Source organism: Candidatus Fusobacterium pullicola (assembly GCA_018883725.1).
Classification (GTDB): Bacteria; Fusobacteriota; Fusobacteriia; order Fusobacteriales; family Fusobacteriaceae; genus Fusobacterium_A; species Fusobacterium_A pullicola.
Genome location: JAHLFN010000019.1, coordinates 21,699 through 43,851, shown reverse-complemented (window position 1 = coordinate 43,851; position 22,153 = coordinate 21,699). Strand labels below are relative to the sequence as shown.

The following is a 22,153-nucleotide window of genomic DNA, read 5'->3' as shown; positions in this document are numbered from 1 at the left end:
CTCTCTATTTTAAGATATCTCCAACTTTTAACATTCCACCGTTGATTATATCCGCTCCATTTAAAAGCTTTTTATTTTCAGGTTTTACTTGAGTTAGTATTACACTTCCATTTCCAGTCTTTACTACTACCCCTTCACCTTTTTTTACATCTACTACCTCTCCACACACTCCATTCTCATATGTCTTGAAGTTTTCCTTTACTCCATATATCTTAAATATTTTATCCTCACAAGTTGTAAAGGCACTTGGGAAAGGATTCATTCCTCTTACAAAGTTGAAAATCTCTCTTTCACTTTTACTCCAATCAATTCTACAATCCTCTTTTGAAAATGGTCTTACAAAAGTAGCTTCAGAGTGATTTTGTGGAGTTCTTGGTGCCTCCTCTTTCTCTATAAGTCTTACAGCTTCTATTAACCCCTCTGCTCCTAACTCTTTCAATCTATCATGTAAAGTTAAGAAAGTGTCCTCATCTGTTATTTTTGTTTTAACAGTAAGTATTACATCTCCAGCATCTAACTCCTCAGCTATGTACATTATACTTACTCCACTCTCTTCCTCTCCATGTATAAGAGCTGCATTTATTGGAGCTGCCCCTCTATACTTTGGAAGTAGAGATGAGTGAACATTGATTACTCCATACTTTGGCATCTCAATTATCTCTTTTGGTAATATCTTTCCATAAGCTACTACTACTATTAAATCTGGATTTAACTCCTTTATTAAATTTTGAGTCTCCTCACTTTTTAAAGTATTTGGTTGATATACTGGTATATTATGCTCTAAAGCATACTCTTTTACTGGAGTGAATTTAATCTTCTTCCCTCTCATATTAGGCTTATCAATTTTTGTGAAAGCTCCAACTATTTCATATTCAGAATTTAATACATCTAAAGATGGTACTGCAAATTCTGGAGTTCCCATAAAAAGTATTCTCATCTACTCACCTTTCCTATTTTTACTTATATTTTCAACTAATTCTATAAAAGATTTTATATCATTAAACTCTTTATATACAGAAACAAATCTAACATAGGCTACCTCGTCCATCTCTAAAAGTCTCTCCATCACTAACTCTCCTAACTCTTGACTTGTTATCTCATTTTTTAGTGAGTTTTGAATGTACTTTTCTATCTCCAAAACAAAGGTATCCAGCTCTTCTCTACTTATGTTTCTCTTTATTGTAGCTCTTATTAGACCATTTAAAAGTTTATTTCTATCAAATCTCTCTCTTCTTTTATCCTTCTTTACGATGTATAAAGGTGTCTCTTCCACTTTTTCATATGTAGTAAATCTCTTTTCACACTGGATACACTCACGACGTCTCTTTATAGAAAAACCCTCCATAAATGAACGACTATCTACTACCTTTGTATCTTCTGACCCACAAAATGGACATCTCATAACTATCACCTACACTGATTCTTTCTTACTAATATACTCTATTACCTCACTTGCACTCTTACACTCTAATAAGCCTTGTCTAAAGCTCTCCTCTCTGATTAAACGAGATATTCTAGCCAATACCTTAAGATAGATTTGACTATCCTTATTTGGTGAAGCAAAAACAAAGAATATATTTACTCCCTCATTATCCATAGATTTAAAATCTATCTTTTCTTTACTTATACCAAAAGCTATTGTTAACTCCTTAGCTGCTTCTGTTTTAGCATGAGGAATTGCCACTCCCTTTCCTATTCCTGTACTTCCTAATTTTTCTCTCTCCACTAGAGATTTATATATGTTGTTGCTCTCATTTGAAATATTTGGCGAAGTCTCCATCAATTTTGATAATTCTAATAATACTTCATCTTTTGTTTTAGCTTTTAGATTAAGAGAAATTAATTCTTCTGACATATAGTCAGTTATTTTTACTATATTAATCATTCTCTACCCCCATAATATAATTTTTTAATTTAGATTGAACTCCTAAATGAAAACTTAAATATTTTTCAAATAGAGTTACAACCCTTTCTATATCTTCAAATAAATATCTACCTTCTATAATATTTCTTACCTTTCCTGCAACAAACAACTCCACTATCTCTTTCTCTTCGCGAGAAATCTTATAGGTATATCTTTCGTTCTCTAGTAAAAACCTTGATTTTTCATAGGAGAAATTCTCTCCTACTCCCATATCAATCTTCAATCCTTCGTCCTTTATCAAATAATATAAGTAGTATCCCAACAGAATATAGTTATTCCTTCTATCCACACTACTTTTTAAATAATTTAATGTTTTTATTGTAATTTGGTATAGAGATTTTTTTCTATTATTCTCCACCAAAATATCATTTAAAATAGCTAGAATATAAAGTGATAAACTCAAATTCTCTAAGTTACCCTTTATCTCCATAAAAGAATCTACTCCTAGAAAGTTAGATGCTGTATATACCTCACCTTTTTTATAAAAAGTAAATTTAGAAAGAGTAAGTACATCTACAGAGTTTAGCTCTCTTTTCTTACTCTTTCTAATCCCTTTCAAAAGAAATACGATTTTTCCAAAATTTTCAGTAAATACAGTTATATATCTATCAGCCTCTCCAAAATCCCTTTTATTTATCACAATGCCGTTGTCATTGATAAACTTAATCATGGAGTGCTAACTCCTCTCTATTTAAGTTTGAATCTATCCTATAATTCTTTATTTTTAAACTTGCTACTTTAATCTTTCCATCATATATAGTTAAGCTTTCTGGTAAAGTATACCCTGATACTTTTTTTAATTTCTCCAATTTCAAAGTTATACCATTTTTTAAAGTCATCTCTCCATCTTTTAACTCTTTCTCTTTCATAATATAGTTTAAACTCTCTAATGTATTATCTTCTCCATTAACTATATTCTCTTCACTTATTTGGTCAAAAAGTGGAAGATAAACTATTTTTTTTCCCTCACTATAAATATATATTTCCCCTTTATTTAATTCAGGTTTCAATACCTCTTTTCTTATAAAATCAGGCTTAATATATTTTATGACATATTCACTTTTCTTTGTATCATTATTCATATACAGCTTTTCTTCTACTTCAAAGGTTATATCCTTTATACTATCTATACTTTTTCCAAAAGTAATTAGGTTTATTATCAAAAACAAAAGAAAATACTTAATTTTTTCCATTTTTTACCTCTTTTTTATCCTCTGGCATTAAAATTAATACCTCCATCATATTAAGAATATCTATATCGTTTTTTACTTTGATACTTCTAAATAATTCACCATTATCTTCATCTATTTCTGATACTTTTCCTATATATAATCCCTTTGGGTATATCTCGCTTATTCCAGAGGTATATATTTTTTCACCTATCTCAATATTGTTTTGGAATGTATTTGCTTCAAAGTATAGAGTTCCATCCTCTTCATCACTACCCTTTACGATTCCAAGCATCTGACTTTCAGTTAAAGCACTAACATTAAAATTTTCAGAAGTTATCATATCAACAATAGAGTAATTTTCATATACTCTACCAACTTTCCCTATCAAGGTTTCTCCTGATAGGACTATCATATTTTTCTTTACACCATCTTTTTTACCTAAATTTATATAAAATCTCGTATAAAGATTACTTGGATTTCTAAAGTTAACCTTGGTAACTCTTAAATTTAAATTCTTTTCTTCTTTAATTTTTAAAATCTCCTGTAATCTTTTATTCTCTTCTAATATTTTTTCATTATAAGACAGCAGGATATCATACTTTATCTGCTCATTTTTTAATACTTGATTTTCCTCTAAAATCTCTTGATAACTTACAATAGCTTCCTTTGTTCTTTTTATATAATCCCCTATTTCATATATTTTTTTTTGAATAGGAAAAACAACATAACTTACTAGTTCAACACCATGGTTGATAGCCCCTTTAAATATCAAAAGCAGAAAAGATATACAAGCTACCGCTATATACACTTTTCTTCTTTTAGCACTTCTAGAGCTTTTGTTTTTACGTAACATCTTATGCTATTTCCCTTAAAATTTCTACAACTAATTTTGTTGTATTTACCATATCTTGAATCTCTATGTATTCCTCTTTAGTGTGAACCTTTGTCATTCCTATTGCTAATGTTAAAGCTTTATATCCTTTTTCATTATATATATTTGAGTCACTTCCTCCACCTGTAGATTTTGTTACATAATCCATTCCTACATTTGAACAAGCTTTTTCAAAATATCTTAATATTTCATCATCTTCTTTTAAATGATATCCCGAATATCCCTTCTCTACTCCATTTTCAACACTAGCTCCAAACTCCTTTGCTACTGTTTCAAAAATATCAGCTGTCTCTTTTAATAAATTATCTAATTTCTCTCCTGAGAAACTTCTTGCTTCATATTGAAGAGTTACCTCTGGCATAACTATATTAACAGCTTCTCCACCTCTTACTACTCCTATATTAGAAGTTGTTTCACTATCTATTCTTCCAAGTTTTAGTTTTGTAATAGCATGAGCCGCAACTGTTAAAGCATTTATTCCATTTTCTGGAGCTATTCCTGCATGAGCTGGTCTTCCTATTATTTTTATTTGCCCCTTTGCTGAATATGGAGTTTGAACTATTGCTATTCCAGGTTTACCACTTGAATCTAATATAAATGAATAATCTGGAGAATATTTCTCTATTTCAAAATTTTTCGCTCCCAATAATCCTATCTCTTCAGCTATAGAACACACAACTATTATCTCTGGATGATCTATATTATTTTCCTTTATAACTCTAATAGCCTCTATTATATTAGCTATTCCTGCCTTATCATCTCCACCTAGAACAGTTGTCCCATCACTTTTTATTACTCCATTTTCAATGATTGGTGTTACCTTATCACAAGGTAATACCGTATCCATATGTGCACTTAATAAAACTTTTTTCTTTCCTGGTGCTCTTAAAATTCCAATTATATTTCCAGAGTTTCCTCCTGTTTTATCCCCAGCGTTATCCTCTAATACTTCTAATCCTATACTTTCTAACTCTCTTTTTATATAATCAGCAACTTCTCTTTCTTTTAATGATGGTGAAGATATCTTTGCCATATTAACAAAATTCTTTACCATTCTTTCTACATTAACCATCAGTTGTCCTCCTAATTTATCTCTTTTCTCTTAATTATAATATATTTTTAGTGGTTTTGTAAAGTACTACTAGTACAAAAAAATAGACAATTCTATAATTTTATCTCTTTAAATTTTAACTTTTTGCCTTTTAAAACACTCAAATATTTAATCTAACTCTGTAATAAGATATAAAAAAAACTCCACATTGAGTGGAGTGTTATTTACAAAGTGGTGCGAAGAGAGAGACTTGAACTCTCACGTCTGGGACACTAGATCCTAAGTCTAGCGCGTCTGCCAATTCCGCCATCCTCGCACTATTCAGTTTAAAAAAATGGTGCCGCTTATCGGAGTCGAACCAATCACCTACTGATTACAAGTCAGTTGCTCTACCAGATGAGCTAAAGCGGCACAATTAATATGGCGGGAGTGACGAGGGTCGAACTCGCGACCTCATGCGTGACAGGCATGCGCTCTAACCAACTGAGCTACACCCCCATAATATGGTGGTCTCAACAGGACTTGAACCTGTGACCCCCTGCTTGTAAGGCAGGTGCTCTCCCAACTGAGCTATGAGACCTAGTGGTACCCCGTAGGGGAATCGAACCCCTGTTTCCAGAGTGAAAATCTGATGTCCTTACCACTGAACGAACGGGGCATCTTTTATTTGGAGCGGGAAACGAGGGTCGAACTCGCGACATTCAGCTTGGAAGGCTGACGCTCTACCAACTGAGCTATTCCCGCAGACAAGAATAATAATACCACATTTATCATTTCTTGTCAAATATTTTTTTAATTTTTTTTATAATTTTTTATTTATTTTTTTCAAACTACTAAAAACCATTATTTATCAAACTTTCTAATCTATATACAGCCTCTCTTAAAACTTCATAATTTACTGTAACTGCCGCAACTTTTATATCATTTACCTCACTAGCTTTTTTCAATACAACATTATTTATTTCCTCTTGAGTTACAGAAAATTTATTAAAAGTAGTTGGAAGACCTATCTCTTTATAAAATTCTAATAATTTTTTTAACTCTTCAATTTTGTTATCAAGAACTAATTGAACTAATACTCCATAAGAAACCAACTCTCCATGGAGATGTTTTTCTTCTACCTCATGTAACATTGAAAATCCATAACATACAGCATGAGCTACACAACTATTGTAATCATTATCTACACAGTTAGAAACAAGCCCTGTACTCACTATTATACTTAAAATAACTTCCTCTAACTCCATACTGCTACTTTTATTCATAGAGCTTTCTAAAGCCTTTTTTCCATATTTTATCAATGGTGCACTACATAGAGATGATAGAGTTATTCCAGTTAAATTTTTATTATCTAACTCTCTTCCTCTTGCTGAAAACTCTGGTTCATACCCTTTAGCTAAAGTATCTCCAATTCCAGCCCATAGATATTTAGTAGGAGCTTGAGCTATAATTTCAGTATCAATAAATACATGCTCAGCTGGCCTTTTTCTCCAATACAAATCTTTAAATGAGCCATTCTCATTATACATAGCACATACACAAGTTGTAGCTGCGCAAGTTGAAGCTATTGTAGGAAAATTAAATAGAGCCTTATCTAATTGTGATGATAACACTTTACATGTATCTAAAGCCTTTCCTCCACCAACAGCAAATATCATATCCGCTTCTAAAATTTCCTTTTTTTCCTTTAATTTTTCTACATTTTCGTATGCTGCTTCTCCACCATACCAAAAACTTCCTAAAATCTCAAAAGAGCTATTTTTTAAAACTTCTCTTAACTTTTTTTCAGCTACATCTAAAGCAGTTTTTCCTCCGATAAAAACAATCTTCTTTCCATATTTTTTACAAATATTTAAAACCTCTTTATATGCCTCATCACCTATTGTATAGCTTGGTAAAAATAAACTTTTTGTTAACATATCTTTCCTCCATAAATAATTTTAATTTGATACAACTTTTTTACCTATTTTTAATTTAGTAAAGTTAATATTTCCGGAAAACAAATTAGCTAAAAAAGAACCAGAAATTTGATGAATAACTGTTGCAATTGCTGCTGGTAAAGCACAAATTGGATTTCCAAACTGTGCCGAAAGTCCTACTGCCAATCCTGAATTTTGTAGTCCAACTTCTATTGCTAAAGCTCTTTTCTTACTCTCATTCATTTTTGTAAGTTTTCCAACTAAATATCCCATAATAAATCCTAACCAATTATGCAAACAAACTACTAATATTAGAATTATCCCTGAATTAATTAAATTAGCTCTATTTGGGGCTACACATATTCCCATTACGAGTAAAATTGTTAAAATTGGTATAATTACTAAAACTTTAGTTATTTTTTCAATTTTCTCTTTAAAAATCTTATGAAAAATTAATCCTAAAATAATGGGAATAATTACAACTTTTATAATGTCTAATACCATTAAAGTAACATTTATATCAACCCATTGTCCTGCTAGTAGATAAGTTAGTAATGGGGTTAGTATTGGTGCTAAGATAGTTGATACCGTCGTCATCCCTATAGATAGTGCTACATCACCCTTTGCTAGATATGTCATTACGTTACTTGCTGTACCACCTGGACAAGTTCCTAATAAAACTAAACCTACAGCCAATTCACTTGGTAAATTAAAAATTTTAGCTAGGAAAAAAGCTCCTAAAGGCATAATTGTAAATTGAGCTAAACATCCTATAAAGATATCCCTTGGATTAGTTAAAACAACCTGAAAATCTCTTTTATTTAGTGTAAGTCCCATGACAAACATAATTATTCCTAAACATAAGCTTACTAAAGATTGGCCCACAAACCTCATTTTTCCTAAAATTAAAAAAGGATTTGGAACTATTAAAGCAAGACAAGCAATAATAACAACTAAAGCTACAAAATACCTTCCTAAAAACTCACTCACTCTGTTAAAAAAATTTCTCTCTTCTCTCATAAAATCCCCCTTGATGTTATATATAAAAAAAACAGCCTATTAGGCTGTTAAAAACTTAATTGATAAAAGCTAGTTATACTTCTACTAACACTCTTCATTTAATTCTCTATATGCCTAATAAATTTAAATATGTCAAAATTACAATGCTTAATTATTAGCATTATTATCAGAATTATTGAACATATTATCATTTTATTAGTCATAATCATGAATCTTTCTCCCCTTTTTATACTTTTACTAATTCTACCCTTTTTTTATGTAATTGTCAAGAAATTTTAATTATTTTTTTATTATAAAACTCTTTTTCAAAATTTCTCTCATCAACCACACAAATTTTAATTTTCTATTCATATAAAGTGGAATAATATACTGCTGGTTATCAAAAGTTATTATATCCAATACCACTTCCAATCTTTTTCCAACTTTTCCCTCTTTTAAAGTACAACTTTCAACTCTCGTTAAATCTATATCTACTTTCATAAACTTCATCTTTTTATTCTTTACATCAATTTGAATTTTATATGAAAAAGTTGTTCTTAGCTGTCTTATTCCCATATATATAAATCCTATTGCAAAGGCTACCCTTATTAAGTTTCCATCTAATTTAGCCATATATAATTGTGCTAAAGCAATTATAAACATAGGAATAGCTATTCCTAGACTTATTACTGATCTTTTTATATCTGGAGAAAATCTCTCAATATCCTTCGCTTCAAACTTTCCTTCATCTATCTTTTTTAAAAACTCATCATAAAATACCATTTCTCTATTCTCCTTTTTTAAATAAAAAATTCAAGAATAACAAACTCTAAAAGGATAAAAGTTATTCTTGAATTCTTACTGTTCCTATATTAACTATTTAACTAGATGGCTTATCTTTTCATCTTTATAATCTAAATTATGAACTGAATTGATATATCTAATAGTTTTACTTTTTCCTCTTACTACTAGAGTTTGTGTTCTAGCAATATTCCCTTTTCTTTTGATACCTTCTAATAGATCTCCACTAGTAATTCCTGTAGCTGAGAATATTACTTCGTCATCTTTTACTAGGTCATCCATTTTTAAGACATCTCCAACTCTTAGTCCCATCTCTTCACATCTACGTTTTTCAAAGTTAGAAATCTTATCATTTTCTAAAGTTACACCTTTTACTTCACTTCTAAGTTTTAATCTAGCTTGCATATCTCCACCTAGAGCTCTAATTACAGCCGCTGATATAACTCCTTCTGGAGCCCCTCCTATTCCATAAAGGATATCTGCATCTGAGTCAACAATACAAGTAAGTATAGACCCTGCTACATCTCCATCTGGTAAAGCATATACTTTTATTCCTAATTTTTGTAAATCTTTTATAATTTGTGAGTGTCTAGGTTTATCTAAAACCACTACCATCATATCTCTTAAATCTTTTTTAAGAGCCTTTGCTACATTGTGAATATTCTCTATAAGAGGTTTATTTAGGTCAATTACCCCTTTTGCTTCTGGTCCTACTATTAACTTCTCCATATACATATCTGGAGCCTTTAAGAAGCTTCCTTTATTTCCTACAGCTAGAACTGTTATTGCATTCGCTTGTCCTTGAGCTGTCATTCTTGTTCCCTCTACTGGGTCTACAGCTATATCTACAGCTGAACATCCATCAATAGTTTCTCCCTCTTCTAATTCTGATTTAGGTTGATTTGCTCTTCCTACTTTCTCACCGATATAAAGCATAGGAGCTTCATCTATCTCTCCCTCTCCTATTACTATCTCTCCATCTATCGAGATTCTATTTAACATAGTTCTCATAGCATCTACTGCCGCTTGGTCAGCTGCCTCTTTGTCTCCTCTTCCTACCCATTTGTGAGCCGCTAAAGCTGCCGCCTCTGTTACCCTAGCAAATTCTAGTGCTAATTCTCTTTTCATTTTTCCTCCCTTATTTATTTATAAATCTATATATCTCTTCTTTTTCTTTTACCATTTGAAGTTTATCTCTAGCAATTCTCTCTCTTTGAAAATCATCTTCTAACTTTTCAATACGTCTATTATAATCCTCTATCCTATTTTTTGCTAGTTCAATTTTATTTTTTATATCTATCTGTTCTTTTTTTAATTTATTTATCTTTACATAACTTCTATACATATAAGGTACAAAAAAGTAAATATTCAAAAGGATTACACCAAATAATAAAATTTTACCAACCCTATTTTCTTTCACACACTACACCTTACTTTTTCTCTTTTAATGTCTCTTTTTTTAACAGCTGTAACTTTTTACTAATCATTCTCTTTGCCATTGGAGATACCTTATCAACAAACAATACAGCATTTAAATGATCATACTCATGTTGCATTATTATAGCTAAGAATCCTTCTACCTCTTCAGTTACACTCTCTCCCTTTTCATTTAAGTACTCTATCTTAATTTTTTCAGGTCTTTGCACTTTTTTATAGATTCCAGGAACACTTAGACACCCTTCCTCATAATCCATAAGCTTTTCTGTAAGTGGAGTGATTACTGGATTTATAACTTTTCTTACAACTCCATCTCCTTGGTCACAAACAAATATTCTCTTGCTTATTCCAACTTGTGGAGCAGCAAGTCCCACTCCCTTTGCCGAGTGCATAGTCTCTACCATATTGTCTAATATCTCAAGAATCTCATCATCTATCTTATCTACTTCTTGAGCTATCTCTCTAAGTACAGTCTCTCCATACTTCTTTATTTCGTAAATCATCTATTCACCTCTATATAAATTTTTATTTCTAAATTAAATTGATAGGGTCTACATCTACCACTATTCTAATTTTATCATTTTTTTCATAATTTGTAAGCTTTAATTTTAATTTCTTTTTAAAAATATTTATCTCTTTGATATTTCCTTTGATAAAAATGTTATATCTAAACCTATCCTTCACCTTGTAAACCATACTTCTCATAGGTCCATACATCTCTACATTTTCATATCTTATATCCCTAAAAAAATCCTTTACAAACTCCTCTAAATACTTCTCATACTTAGATGATATTCCAATATTTATAGTTTTAGAAAAAGGTGGATACTCTAAAAGCTCCCTGTTATATATCTCCTCTTTATAAAAGCCCTCATAATCATTAGTTTTCACTCTTTTAAATACTGGGTGCTCACTTTGGTAGGTCTGAACTATTACTCTTCCTCTCTTATCTCCTCTTCCAGCTCTTCCAGCTACCTGTGTAACAAGTTGATAAGTTTTCTCTCCAGCTCTAAAATCTGGAAAATTCAGAATTGTATCAGCATTTACTACCCCTACAAGTGTTACATCTGGAAAATGTAATCCCTTTGAGATTAACTGTGTTCCTACCATTATATCATATTTTTTATCTAAAAAATCATAGTACATCTTCTCAAAAAACTCTCTATCTTTAGACATTTCAGAATCTACTCTAATAACTCTCACATCAAAATATTTTTTTATCTCCTCTTCTACTCTCTCTACTCCCTTACCGCTATGGATTAGATTTTTACTTCCACAATTGCTACACTGTCCAGTATACCTCTTAACTCTTCCACAGTAGTTACACTTTAGAACTCCTTGGCTAGCATAATAACTATATTTTATAGAACAGTGTGAACACTCCTCTACATGCCCACAATCTTTACATTGAATATAGGTTGAGTACCCTTTTCTATTGAGCAGTAAAAGTACCTGCTCACCTTTTAAAAGAGTCTTTCTTATCTCATCTAAGAGTCTTTTACTAAAATATAGGCTCTCCTCTCCCTTCATATCCACTATCTCTACTTCTGGTAAGAATGCATTATTATATCTATTTTTTAGTTCAATTAACTTAAAAATTCCTTTTTGGGCAAAGTAAAAGCTTTCAATAGAGGGAGTGGCAGAACCTAAGACAAGCTTTGCTCCCTCTAATTCCACCCGCTTAATAGCTACTTGTTTGGCATTATATCTAGGATTATTATCCTGTTTATAAGTTGTCTCATGCTCTTCGTCTAAAAATATATATCCTAAATTTTGAACTGGAGCAAATATGGCAGAACGAACACCCAATACAACTTTTTTTCTTCCGCTATATATATCATACCACTCTTTTGCTCTCTCACTCTGAGTTAGCTTACTATGTAAAATGGCTATATTCTCTTTAAACTCCCCTTTAAATCTGTCTATCATCTGAGGGGTAAGAGATATCTCTGGAACTAAAAATATACTCCCCTTTCCCTCATTAAAGGCTGATTTTATGATACTTATATATACCTCTGTCTTTCCAGAACCAGTTATACCCTTCAAAAGAAAAAAACTCTCTTTTCCTGTGAGGATATCCATTTTAGCTTTTTCCTGCTCCTCATTTAATTGCTTATCTCTACTCTCTATCTCTTCATCTATATCTTCAACTACTTTTTCCTCTTCAGATTTAATCAATTTTTCAAGTCTTAAATCTCCAGATTTTAGAAGTTTTTCCAACACCTTTTTAGAAAAGAGTTTCTCTAAACTCTCCTCTTTTACTCTCTCCCTTTTCTTAAAATACTCATAAACACTTTTTTCCTTCTCTTCTAATTCCTCTTTTTTAGAGTAGTTTAAAGTGATATTTGCCTTTCCCTCTCTAAGTAATAACTCCATTTTTATTAAAGCATTTATCAGATCAAGTCCAAAATTTTTAGTCAGAGCTCCCTTTGTTACTGTTACTCTTTTTTTAAAATACTCTCTTAACTCCCCATCAATTATATCTGTTTTTAGGAACTCTTCAATATCTCTAGGAAAATAAAAACTCTCATATTTGATACTCAAGCCACTTGGAATAGCTGCTGTAATTACCTGCTCATAACTACTCATATAGTAATTTTTTATCCAAACTAGTAGCTTAATATAGCTTTCACTAAGCTTTATTGAATTTTCAACTATTTTTTGAATAGGTAGTACTTTGTAAGCTCTCTCTTCATCTGTATCTTGAGCTATTATAAGTCCTGTTCTTTGCTTTCCTCTAAAGGATACAATTACCCTATCCCCTATCTCATACTTATTCTCTCTATCCTCATAGGTGTATAGCTCTCTTGTATTATCCACATAAATCTTATAATACCTCATATTTTTTCTCCCTAATTTAAGACTATTCTAATCTCTTTTATATCCTGTAGTGAAGTTCCTGGTTTAGGATACTGCTCCTTTACCATACCTGTTCCCTTTATCTTTACCTCTATATCTGTATTCTTAAAGATATGTATTACATCTTTTGGATTAAGTCCCTTCAAGTCTGGCATCAGTATATCTGTTAACTCTTTCTTCTCTTCTCCTTGGAATTTTTTTACTTGAGAAAGACTAGATACATTTTCTGAAAGTATATTTTTTGTTTTTGTTATCCTCTTAACAATTTCACCAAATACTGGTGCTGCTGTAGCTCCTCCATACTTCTCATACACAGTTTCTCCTTTTGGTTTTAAAAACATTACTAGAACTACATACCTAGGTTTATCAACTGGGAAAAATCCAATAAAAGATGATAGATAGTTCTCTTTTAAATATCCTCCCTTTGTACTTAACTGTGCTGTTCCAGTCTTTCCTCCAACCTTATATCCATGTACCTCTCCTCTTTTAGCTGTTCCTTCACTTACTACTTTCTCTAGCATATCTCTCATATCTCTGGAAAGTCCCTCAGATATAACTCTTCTTACTGGAGTAGTAAGATTTCTTCTTACCACACTTCCATTTTCATCAGTTATCTTTTCTACTAAGTATGGCCTGTATAATATTCCACCATTTACTAATGATGAAAAAGCTGTTATCATCTGAACTGGAGTAACTGCTATACCTTGTCCAAAGGACATCGTATTCTTTTTTAATCCATCCCATCTCTTATATGGTGTTGTATATGGTTTTATCTCTCCAGAAAAATCTACTCCTGTCTTATCATAAAATCCAAATTTTTTCAGATACTCTTCAAACTCTTGATTAGTAAATCTATCACTTATCATAACCATTCCTACGTTACTTGACTTTTTTAATACCTCTTCTGTTGTAAGTATTCCCTTTGTACTTCTACTAGCTTCCTTTATCGTATGGTTATATTTCTTTATCTTACCTTCACCAATATCAAATTTTGTATATCTATTTATAAGCCTAGCATCTAAAGCAGAAGCTACTATTATCGGTTTAAAAATAGACCCCGGCTCAAATTGGTTTTGAAAAATTGGATTTCTAAGAGCCTTATTTTTTGAAGTTGTATGATATGAAGTTCCCAATATTTTTCCTGTATTTGGGTCCATTACAATTCCATAAGCCTCTTCTGAGCCTGAGGAGATAAATTTCTTTCTCAATTCATCATTTAAAATAAACTGAACATCACTATCTATCGTAGTATAAATATTTTTTCCATTCAAACTAATCTTTACACTCTCTTTGGAAAAAGGAAGCTTTAATCCTCTATTTTTAGTATACAGATTTTGTCTCTCTAATACCTTCTCCTTCAAGTATCTTTCATACTGTCTTTCTATCCCAAAGACCCCTACTTTCTGGGCACTTGAAGTGGCAGTATATCCTATAAATCCAACTAGATTTTTATAAACCTCTGGTTTATAGTAAGTTCTCTCAATACTTCTATCAAACTGTATAACATTTTGTGTAATTTTATATTTTTTTACTATCTCTTGTATTCTTTCTTTCTGTTTTTCACTCAAATTTCTAGCTACAACCTTATACTTTCTATTATTTTCATACCCCTCTTTTATCTCCTTTAGAAGTTTATCTTTATTTTTTCTTATATAAGGTTCATCTAAAATCTTTTCTATCCCTATGATTGTTTGCTCATCATCATATATAGCACTTGGATTTACTCCTAACATATATATATTTTTATTAAAGGCAAGACTCTTTCCATTACTATCAAAAATCTCCCCCCTATTTCCATAACTTTTATCATTTTTCTTTATCTGGTCTATAGCTTTTTTATCATACTCCTCATATTTAAAAAGCTGTACCTGAGTTAATCTAAGTACTATTAACATAATAGCAAAGAGTATTATATTTGAAGCAAGTATTACCCTTTTATTAAAGTTACTTGCCCGTTGATACTCCTTCTTTTTCATAAAAATATGCAAAAAATAAAAAAGTAACAAGATAAAAAAAACTGTAAGTAGATACAATTTATAGTAAACTGAAACCCCTATTCCCACTAATGTTGAAAGTAGAGTAATTATCTTTAGGTATTTCACTTTTCTCCTCCATAATTTTTCATTTACTTCATTATATCAAATTTTTTAAATTCTTGTTACCATATTTTTTATATTATTACTATTTTTTTCTATTCAGCTCTAAGAGCATCTACTGGATTTAATTTAGCCGCTTTTTTTGCTGGAGTTACTCCAAATATTATTCCTATTCCCATAGAAACAATCAGAGAAACCAGTATAGTAAATAGTGAAAATAAAGGTTCTATATTTATAAAATATCCTATAACTATTGCCAATACTACACCAAATCCTATACCTAATACCCCTCCTATACCTGTTAAGATAATAGATTCCATTAAAAATTGAGATAAAATATCAAAATCTGTTGCTCCAATAGCTTTTCTTATTCCTATCTCCTTAGTTCTCTCTACAACACTTACCAACATAATATTCATCACTCCAATTCCTCCTACAAAAAGAGATATTCCAGCCACGAAAGTAACAAATATATTAAGTGTACTTAAGATACTATCAAAAGAGGCAGCTCCATTATTTTCAACATTTATATCATACAGTTCCGCTTCATTTGTAATTGTCTCTAGAAGTGCTCTAGCCTCTGTCATACTAAGAGCCATATCCTCAGGTGTTTTAGATTCTAAAATTATAGTTGTATACCCTGTCTGAGAGCTATCATATAATTTTTCGTATGTAGGTAAAGGCATTCTTCCAAATCTTGGTACTCTCCTTCCACCCATAACCTTTATCATCTGCTCTAAAGGATTTTGATACACACCAACTATCTTATATGTTTGAGGATTTCCAAATCTTCCTTTAAAAATTTCTAATTTTTGCCCCAAGGCTGCCTTGGAATTACCATATAGGTCTTTTGCTGTTATATTATCTATTGTTATTACCTTTTCACTATTTTCATACTCAAAGGGAAGTAGATTTCTTCCATATAACATCTTTACCTTATCTATCTCTTCATAATCTGGAGTAGTGGCATTGAATATTACCATCTGTCTTCTACTATCTCCATCAATCTTTATCCCAAAGTTGCTACTTATCTTTGGACTGACAGCTTTAAACTTATTACTCTCTTGTAACTTCTTTACTATATCTTCATTTAAAAGGTACTTCCATCTAAAATTCTCATCAGTTTTATCTATTGTGATATTAAATTTTCCATATCCTCCCTCTTTTAAGTCTCCAGTTATACTCTCTTGTCCACCCTTTCCAATAGAAGACATAGTTATTACTGATGAGATACCTATTATTATTCCTAACATTGTCAAAAAGGCTCTCATCTTATTACCCTTTATACTTTGAATAGCACTTTTTAAACTCTCTACAAAATTCATCTGCTATCACCATCTCTTATTATCTCTCCATCTTTGAAGAGTAGTATCCTTCTGACATACTGAGCTACTTCTGGCTCGTGACTAACTATTATTATAGTTTTTCCTTGTGAATTTAACTCTGTAAAAAGTTCCATTATCTCCTTTTCTGAAACACTATCTAAGTTTCCTGTCGGCTCATCAGCTAAAATTATAGCTGGATTATTTACTAAAGCTCTGGCTATTGCCACTCTCTGTTTCTGTCCTCCAGATAATTCATTGGGTCTGTGATGTATCCTTGCTCCAAGTCCTACTTTCTCCAGCATCTCTATAGCTCTTTTCTCCCTTTCACTCTTAGGAACACCTGCATATACAAGTGGTAACTCCACATTTTGTAAAGCTGATAGCTTAGGTAAAAGGTTAAAGGATTGGAAAACAAATCCTATCTTTAGATTTCTTATCTTTGATATATCCTTCTCCTCTATCTTAGATATCTCTATTCCATCTAATATATACTCACCTTGAAACTCTCTATCTAGACACCCTAAGATATTCATCATAGTAGACTTTCCACTTCCACTACTTCCCATTATAGCTACATACTCACCTTTTTTTATTTCAAAGCTTATATCCTTTAAAGCATGTAACTTCATATCACCATTTATGTAATATTTATTTAACTTTTCCACTCTTAGCATTTTGATTACCTCTAATTCTCATTTGTAGTATTACTCTATCTCCATCTTTCAAGTTCTCATTTGGAGTTATAAGTACAATCTCATTTCCTGCTAATCCCTTCTTAATTATTATGTTATCCCCTTCTAAGTTCTCTATCTCCACTTCCTGTCTTTTTACAACTCCTTCACTATCTGCTACCACTACAAAGTACTTTCCATCTTTTTCTAAAAGAGCTGTCTTAGGTATGATTATCTCATTATCCTTTTCATCTAAATATATCGTAGCTGTTACTTTAAATCCTGGAACAATATATGGGATTACCTCATCTGGTTTTACCTCAGTTTCCAATACATTCTCTGATGTTGTGTCAGATACTTCTGATATCTTAGATATCTTTGTTACCTTTCCTGGAAAACTCTTTTTCTTTTCAAAAGCTTCAGGCTTTAAAAGTATTTTTTGTCCAATATACACATTTTTTACATCATACTCTGGTACCTCTAGAACAATCTTTATATCAGATAAATCTGCTATCTCCATAAGTGGTGAATCTGTATCTACTAGATAGTTCTCCTGAGCTGTTAAAGATGTAATAGTTCCACTTACTGGACTCACTATTTTCTGTGCTGTCTTAGCTAAATCCTCTTCATACTCCTCTATATTTATCTCTACTCTTCTTATCTCCTCTTCTAGCTCTTTTACACTGTTAGCAGAGCTTCCTCCTATTTTATATAATTCCTTTTCTACAGTATAATCTCTCTTTAACTTTGCTAAAGAGAGTTTCTCCCTCTCTAAATTTCTTATTATATTATTTCTTTCAGTCTCATCAAATGTCATAAGGAGCTGTCCCTTTTCAATGTAATCCCCCTCCTGTACAAACACCTCATCAACCTTTAATTTTTTATCTACGAAAACTTTTTTAGTATCGTTTACCTCTACCTTTCCATTTACCTCTATATACCCTTTTACATCACCACTATTTACTCTCATAGCACTATATGTTGTCAAGTTTTCCTTAGCTTTTTTACTATTGCTATATCTTATAAATTCTAATCCTAGTAACACCAATATAACAAGTACAATCCCTACTGTTTTAAAATTTATCTTCTTCATTTTTCTCCCCTTATCATTATCTCATAAATATATCCATTTAAATTGTTCTTAGCTTTCTCCTTAGCTACCTCATAATTGATATAAGAGTTAAAATACTCCATTACCTCTACATAATCACTCTTACCTAAAGAGTACTCTAATTTTTTTATATTATATTTTGAAAGCTCTAATTCTGCACTATTTTTATTTAACTCATACTCTTTTACGTAGTTATCATAGTTATTTAAAATCTGAAGTTTCTCTCCCTCTTTTTCATTTATCTTCTGCTTTAAATTTATCTCCTGTTGAATTAGATTATCCTTTTCATTTTCTAAATCTATATTTAAATCAAATAATTTTTTAGAAAATTTAAGCACTACTCTATTTTCATCGTATTTTGTACTATGCTCCACTCCTAAAGTTACCTCTGGCATCTTGTTGTCATAGTTCAGATACTTTATACTCTCTTGAGTTTTCATCTTTTGATACTCCAAAAGTTCAATATCTTTTTTACCATATCTATCTACATATAGAGTGAAATCCTTAGCTGGAGGAGTTATAGTCTTTAAAGTGTCATCTCCTATATCTATACCAAAATCATATTTAAATTTCTCTTTTAATTTTGATAGATTTCTTTTTAATACCTCTATCTCTAGTTGCATATTTTTTATACTATATTGTATACTTTCTAACTCTATTCTAGCAACTGCACCTAACTCGTGAGATTTTTTCATTTTTTTCTCTTCAATCCTTAATTTTTCTATTCCACTTTTCTTTATCTCTATCTCCAACTCACTATTTTTATACTCTTTATAAAGATTTAGTAGATTTATTTTCTGAGTTTCTAGATTTTTTTCATAATCTATCCTATCTATCTCTTTAGTGTATTGTAACTGTTTTAATTGATTTTTACTTCCTGAGTAAATTAAATCCTTTAAGCTCTTTTCAATACCATATACAGCCTCATCCTCTGAATTATAGTTTCTTGTTCCTTCAAAATATAGTGGTCCATACTGTACTCTTCCCATTGTTTCAAAGGCATCCTCTCTATTACTATAATTTGATGTTACACTTGTATCTACTCCATTAAAATCATCTAACTTATAGTATCTCTCCTTATCACTATTTATCTTTTTTTGTACCTCATAAATTTGTTTTTCATACGATTTTTCATCTAAGTCATTAAGCATATTATCTAAACTTATCTCTTTCCCATAACTCATCAATCCCAATAGGAAAAACAAGAAAATCCCCTTTTTCATTTTACTCCCTTCCAACAATAATTTTATTTAGCATAATATTTGCTATTAAATTATTTTACTATATATTTAAAAATTTTACTATATTATCTATCACTTTTGTGTCACAATTATGTCAAAGGAAATGGAAAAAGAAAAAAGAGAAAGTTTTACTATATCAACTACTTAATAAGTAGTGATAATCTAAAGTAAAACTCTCTCTTCTTCTACAATTTAACTACCTTGACTTTAATTTTTACTTACGATGATGTCCACAGTTACAACCATGCTCTTTCTCATCATGCTTATGAGAACCACAAGAGCACCCACCTGAACTACATTTTCCACCATCACCACAGCTACACCCTTCTCCTTTAAAGCTTCTTATAACACTTCTTAAGGCAAAGAAAGCTATTATAGCTACAATTATTATCAATATTACTGTTTTCATATCTATTCTCCTTTCATAGAGAAAATTTAAAATTAAAACCTTAGAAAAAAAGTTTTCCAATTTGGAAGATAAGAGTAGATACTACATATGGTACTACTAACATTATTCCTATTATCTTTCCTAGATATCCCCAACCAAACTCATGTTTGATAGCTCCTAATGTTGCTACACAAGGTACTACTAGAAGGATAAATGCCATGAATGAGTAAGCTCTTAATGGTGCTAATTCGTCATCTGGCCATAGATTTGCTGTAGCCTGTACTATTCCTGTTCCCTCTTCCTCTATCTCATCAGCTTCAGGAGTTGAGAATAATCCTGATACATTTAAACTTAACATTCCCTTTACAGAATCCTTTACAGCTACTCCTAAACCTTTTACTTGCTCTACTAAATCCTGTCCAAAAGTTGTTTCTTCAACTGTCTCATCACTCTCTTGAGTTTCTCCCCCATCAAGTGGTAAAGCTTGTGCTAAGAATCCTACTACTACTTCTTTAGCTGCTATACTAGGTGGAATTGCTGCTACAGTCTCCCATCTATCTCCAAAACCAGTAGGCTTCATAATAGGAGCAAAAGTGTGCCCAAACTTAGCTATATATGATGAGTTTGAATCCCCGTGGTTAGGGAAGTATGTAAGAGCCCATAATATCATCATTATTCCTAGTATTACAGTTCCTGCTCTCTTTATATAATCAAAAACTCTAAGCCAAGTTGAGTTTAATATAACCTTTAAACTAGGTATTCTATATGGAGGTAACTCTATTAATAAAGCTCTATTTTCAGGTTTAAATCCCTTTACATTCTTCAATACAAGTCCTACTAAGATAGCTATAGCTATTCCTAATAGATATAGAGATACAACTATTATTCCTCCCTTAGCTCCAAAGAAAGCCGCTGTAAAAAGTCCATATACAGGAAGTCTAGCTCCACAAGACATAAACGGTGTCATTGCCGCTGTCATCTTTCTTGAACTTTCATCTTCCATAGTTCTTGTAGCATAGATAGCTGGTACTGTACATCCAAATCCTACTACCATAGGTACAAAAGATTTACCATTTAATCCTAGTTTTCTCATTATTTTATCCATTAAGAAAGCTACCCTTGACATATATCCACTCTCTTCTAGAATTGCCAAGAAGAAATATAGGAATACCATAACAGGAACGAATGTAAGAACTCCTCCTACCCCTCCTACTATTCCATCTATGATTAGAGAGTGTAGCCAATCTGGTGTTCCCTCTACTAATATACCTACATATTTACCAACAAAGTCAGCAAAGAAACCATCTACCCAATCAATAAAAGGAGCACTTCCATTGAATACGAAAGCCATCACTCCAGCCATAATTAAGAAAAATAGTGGTAATCCTAAAACTCTATTTAAAAGTATCTTATCAACCTTATCAGTAAAATCTAATCTAGACTTCATTGAAGTTGTAAATGTTTTTGCTAAGACTCCATTTACACTTCCATATCTTTGCTCTGCTAATATAGTTTCACTGTCATTGTCATACTTATCCTCTAATTTTAAGATTTTATCTTCAAATTTTCCATCAGCATCTATATTAAACTTTGTCTTTAACTTCTCTATTATATGTGTATCTCTCTCTATTAACTTTATAGCTAAAAACTCTGGTGAGTAAACCTTTAAAGCTTCTTCAAAAGATTTATCAGCTTTTATCTCTTTAACAATCTCATTTACTAAGGCTGTTGTTCCATCATCAAAAGGAAGTGAAAACTTCTCCTTTTTCTTTCCTTTAGCTAACTCTAAAGCCTTATCCATAAGCTCTGTAATCCCTGTTCCCTTTAACGCAGAAACTGGAACAGCACTCATCTCTATAAAGTGTTCAAACTCTTTTAAATTCAATTTATACTTTAACTTATCAAACTCATCGTACAGATTTAGAGCCATAATTGTTGGCTTCTCTAACTCCTTTATAAGGTATGTAAGATATAAGTTTCTCTCTAAGTTTGTTGAGTCTACAACGTTTATAACAACATCTGGATTCTCTTCAAGAATAAAGTCTCTTGTTATCTTCTCCTCTAGTGTATATGGACTTAAACTATATACTCCAGGTAAGTCTACTAGCTCTATCTCCTCTCCCTTATAAGTAAAAGTTGCTTCCTTCTTCTCTACCGTTACCCCTGGCCAGTTTCCAACTTTCAACTTCGATCCTGCTATAGCATTAATCAAAGCTGATTTACCAACATTTGGATTTCCTGTAAATGCTAATTTTATCATATTTTTT

21 protein-coding genes and 6 tRNA genes are annotated in these 22,153 nt (G+C 31.4%); all 27 read right to left on the bottom strand.

Annotated elements, in window-relative coordinates; translation table 11 throughout:
- Positions 1 to 4 precede the first annotated feature (4 nt).
- The gene (gene fmt, locus IAA47_02595) at positions 5 to 937 is read right to left on the bottom strand and encodes a methionyl-tRNA formyltransferase (protein ID MBU3841865.1); all 933 of its coding nucleotides are present in this window, start codon (positions 935 to 937) and stop codon (positions 5 to 7) included.
- Positions 938 to 1,402: a transcriptional regulator NrdR gene (nrdR, locus tag IAA47_02590; protein ID MBU3841864.1), complete on the bottom strand. Its 465-nt coding sequence runs from the start codon at positions 1,400 to 1,402 to the stop codon at positions 938 to 940. It lies immediately after the preceding gene.
- A gap of 9 nt (positions 1,403 to 1,411) precedes the next feature.
- Positions 1,412 to 1,885 carry a PTS sugar transporter subunit IIA gene (locus IAA47_02585; GenBank protein ID MBU3841863.1) on the bottom strand — a complete coding sequence of 158 codons (474 nt, stop codon included), beginning with the start codon at positions 1,883 to 1,885 and terminating at the stop codon, positions 1,412 to 1,414.
- Positions 1,878 to 2,594: a DNA repair protein RecO gene (gene recO, locus IAA47_02580; protein MBU3841862.1), complete on the bottom strand. Its 717-nt coding sequence runs from the start codon at positions 2,592 to 2,594 to the stop codon at positions 1,878 to 1,880. Before recO ends, IAA47_02585 begins: the two co-directional genes overlap by 8 nt.
- Positions 2,587 to 3,117, bottom strand: a complete 531-nt coding sequence (locus tag IAA47_02575; GenBank protein MBU3841861.1) for a hypothetical protein — start codon at positions 3,115 to 3,117, stop codon at positions 2,587 to 2,589. The genes recO and IAA47_02575 overlap by 8 nt, the downstream gene beginning before the upstream one ends.
- Positions 3,104 to 3,949: a rod shape-determining protein MreC gene (mreC, locus tag IAA47_02570; protein ID MBU3841860.1), complete on the bottom strand. Its 846-nt coding sequence runs from the start codon at positions 3,947 to 3,949 to the stop codon at positions 3,104 to 3,106. The genes IAA47_02575 and mreC overlap by 14 nt, the downstream gene beginning before the upstream one ends.
- Position 3,950: 1 nt before the next feature.
- Entirely contained in the window at positions 3,951 to 5,060 is a 1,110-nt protein-coding gene (locus IAA47_02565; protein ID MBU3841859.1) for a M20/M25/M40 family metallo-hydrolase, read from the bottom strand.
- A 211-nt stretch (positions 5,061 to 5,271) separates the two neighbouring features.
- Positions 5,272 to 5,355, bottom strand: a tRNA-Leu gene (locus tag IAA47_02560).
- A 19-nt stretch (positions 5,356 to 5,374) separates the two neighbouring features.
- Positions 5,375 to 5,450 (bottom strand) — tRNA-Thr (locus IAA47_02555).
- A 10-nt stretch (positions 5,451 to 5,460) separates the two neighbouring features.
- Positions 5,461 to 5,537 (bottom strand) — tRNA-Asp (locus IAA47_02550).
- 6 nt (positions 5,538 to 5,543) lie between these two features.
- A tRNA-Val gene (locus tag IAA47_02545) sits at positions 5,544 to 5,619 on the bottom strand.
- Positions 5,620 to 5,622: 3 nt separating this feature from the next.
- A tRNA-Glu gene (locus tag IAA47_02540) sits at positions 5,623 to 5,697 on the bottom strand.
- 10 nt (positions 5,698 to 5,707) lie between these two features.
- A tRNA-Gly gene (locus IAA47_02535) sits at positions 5,708 to 5,783 on the bottom strand.
- A gap of 89 nt (positions 5,784 to 5,872) precedes the next feature.
- Positions 5,873 to 6,958, bottom strand: coding sequence for an iron-containing alcohol dehydrogenase family protein (locus tag IAA47_02530; protein ID MBU3841858.1), 1,086 nt, complete (start codon positions 6,956 to 6,958; stop codon positions 5,873 to 5,875).
- A 21-nt stretch (positions 6,959 to 6,979) separates the two neighbouring features.
- Entirely contained in the window at positions 6,980 to 7,978 is a 999-nt protein-coding gene (locus IAA47_02525; protein ID MBU3841857.1) for a bile acid:sodium symporter family protein, read from the bottom strand.
- A 279-nt stretch (positions 7,979 to 8,257) separates the two neighbouring features.
- Positions 8,258 to 8,740 (bottom strand): hypothetical protein, encoded by a 483-nt coding sequence (locus IAA47_02520; protein ID MBU3841856.1) that lies wholly within the window; start codon positions 8,738 to 8,740, stop codon positions 8,258 to 8,260.
- Positions 8,741 to 8,833: 93 nt separating this feature from the next.
- Positions 8,834 to 9,886 (bottom strand): class II fructose-bisphosphatase, encoded by a 1,053-nt coding sequence (gene glpX, locus IAA47_02515; protein ID MBU3841855.1) that lies wholly within the window; start codon positions 9,884 to 9,886, stop codon positions 8,834 to 8,836.
- Between the two features lie 10 nt (positions 9,887 to 9,896).
- Complete coding sequence (locus IAA47_02510) at positions 9,897 to 10,178, bottom strand: septum formation initiator family protein (protein ID MBU3841854.1); 282 nt, start codon at positions 10,176 to 10,178, stop codon at positions 9,897 to 9,899.
- A gap of 10 nt (positions 10,179 to 10,188) precedes the next feature.
- Complete coding sequence (gene def / locus IAA47_02505; GenBank protein ID MBU3841853.1) at positions 10,189 to 10,698, bottom strand: peptide deformylase; 510 nt, start codon at positions 10,696 to 10,698, stop codon at positions 10,189 to 10,191.
- Positions 10,699 to 10,726: 28 nt separating this feature from the next.
- Entirely contained in the window at positions 10,727 to 13,036 is a 2,310-nt protein-coding gene (priA, locus tag IAA47_02500) for a primosomal protein N' (protein MBU3841852.1), read from the bottom strand.
- An 11-nt stretch (positions 13,037 to 13,047) separates the two neighbouring features.
- Positions 13,048 to 15,156 carry a transpeptidase family protein gene (locus IAA47_02495; protein ID MBU3841851.1) on the bottom strand — a complete coding sequence of 703 codons (2,109 nt, stop codon included), beginning with the start codon at positions 15,154 to 15,156 and terminating at the stop codon, positions 13,048 to 13,050.
- A gap of 89 nt (positions 15,157 to 15,245) precedes the next feature.
- Complete coding sequence (locus tag IAA47_02490) at positions 15,246 to 16,475, bottom strand: ABC transporter permease (protein ID MBU3841850.1); 1,230 nt, start codon at positions 16,473 to 16,475, stop codon at positions 15,246 to 15,248.
- On the bottom strand, positions 16,472 to 17,149 hold the full coding sequence (locus tag IAA47_02485) for an ABC transporter ATP-binding protein (GenBank protein MBU3841849.1): 678 nt from the start codon (positions 17,147 to 17,149) through the stop codon (positions 16,472 to 16,474). Before IAA47_02485 ends, IAA47_02490 begins: the two co-directional genes overlap by 4 nt.
- The gene (locus IAA47_02480; GenBank protein ID MBU3841848.1) at positions 17,124 to 18,239 is read right to left on the bottom strand and encodes an efflux RND transporter periplasmic adaptor subunit; all 1,116 of its coding nucleotides are present in this window, start codon (positions 18,237 to 18,239) and stop codon (positions 17,124 to 17,126) included. Before IAA47_02480 ends, IAA47_02485 begins: the two co-directional genes overlap by 26 nt.
- Positions 18,236 to 19,480 carry a TolC family protein gene (locus tag IAA47_02475; protein ID MBU3841847.1) on the bottom strand — a complete coding sequence of 415 codons (1,245 nt, stop codon included), beginning with the start codon at positions 19,478 to 19,480 and terminating at the stop codon, positions 18,236 to 18,238. Before IAA47_02475 ends, IAA47_02480 begins: the two co-directional genes overlap by 4 nt.
- A 232-nt stretch (positions 19,481 to 19,712) precedes the next feature.
- Positions 19,713 to 19,907 carry a FeoB-associated Cys-rich membrane protein gene (locus IAA47_02470; protein ID MBU3841846.1) on the bottom strand — a complete coding sequence of 65 codons (195 nt, stop codon included), beginning with the start codon at positions 19,905 to 19,907 and terminating at the stop codon, positions 19,713 to 19,715.
- 40 nt (positions 19,908 to 19,947) lie between these two features.
- Positions 19,948 to 22,146, bottom strand: a complete 2,199-nt coding sequence (feoB, locus tag IAA47_02465) for a ferrous iron transport protein B (GenBank protein MBU3841845.1) — start codon at positions 22,144 to 22,146, stop codon at positions 19,948 to 19,950.
- Positions 22,147 to 22,153: the final 7 nt, after the last annotated feature.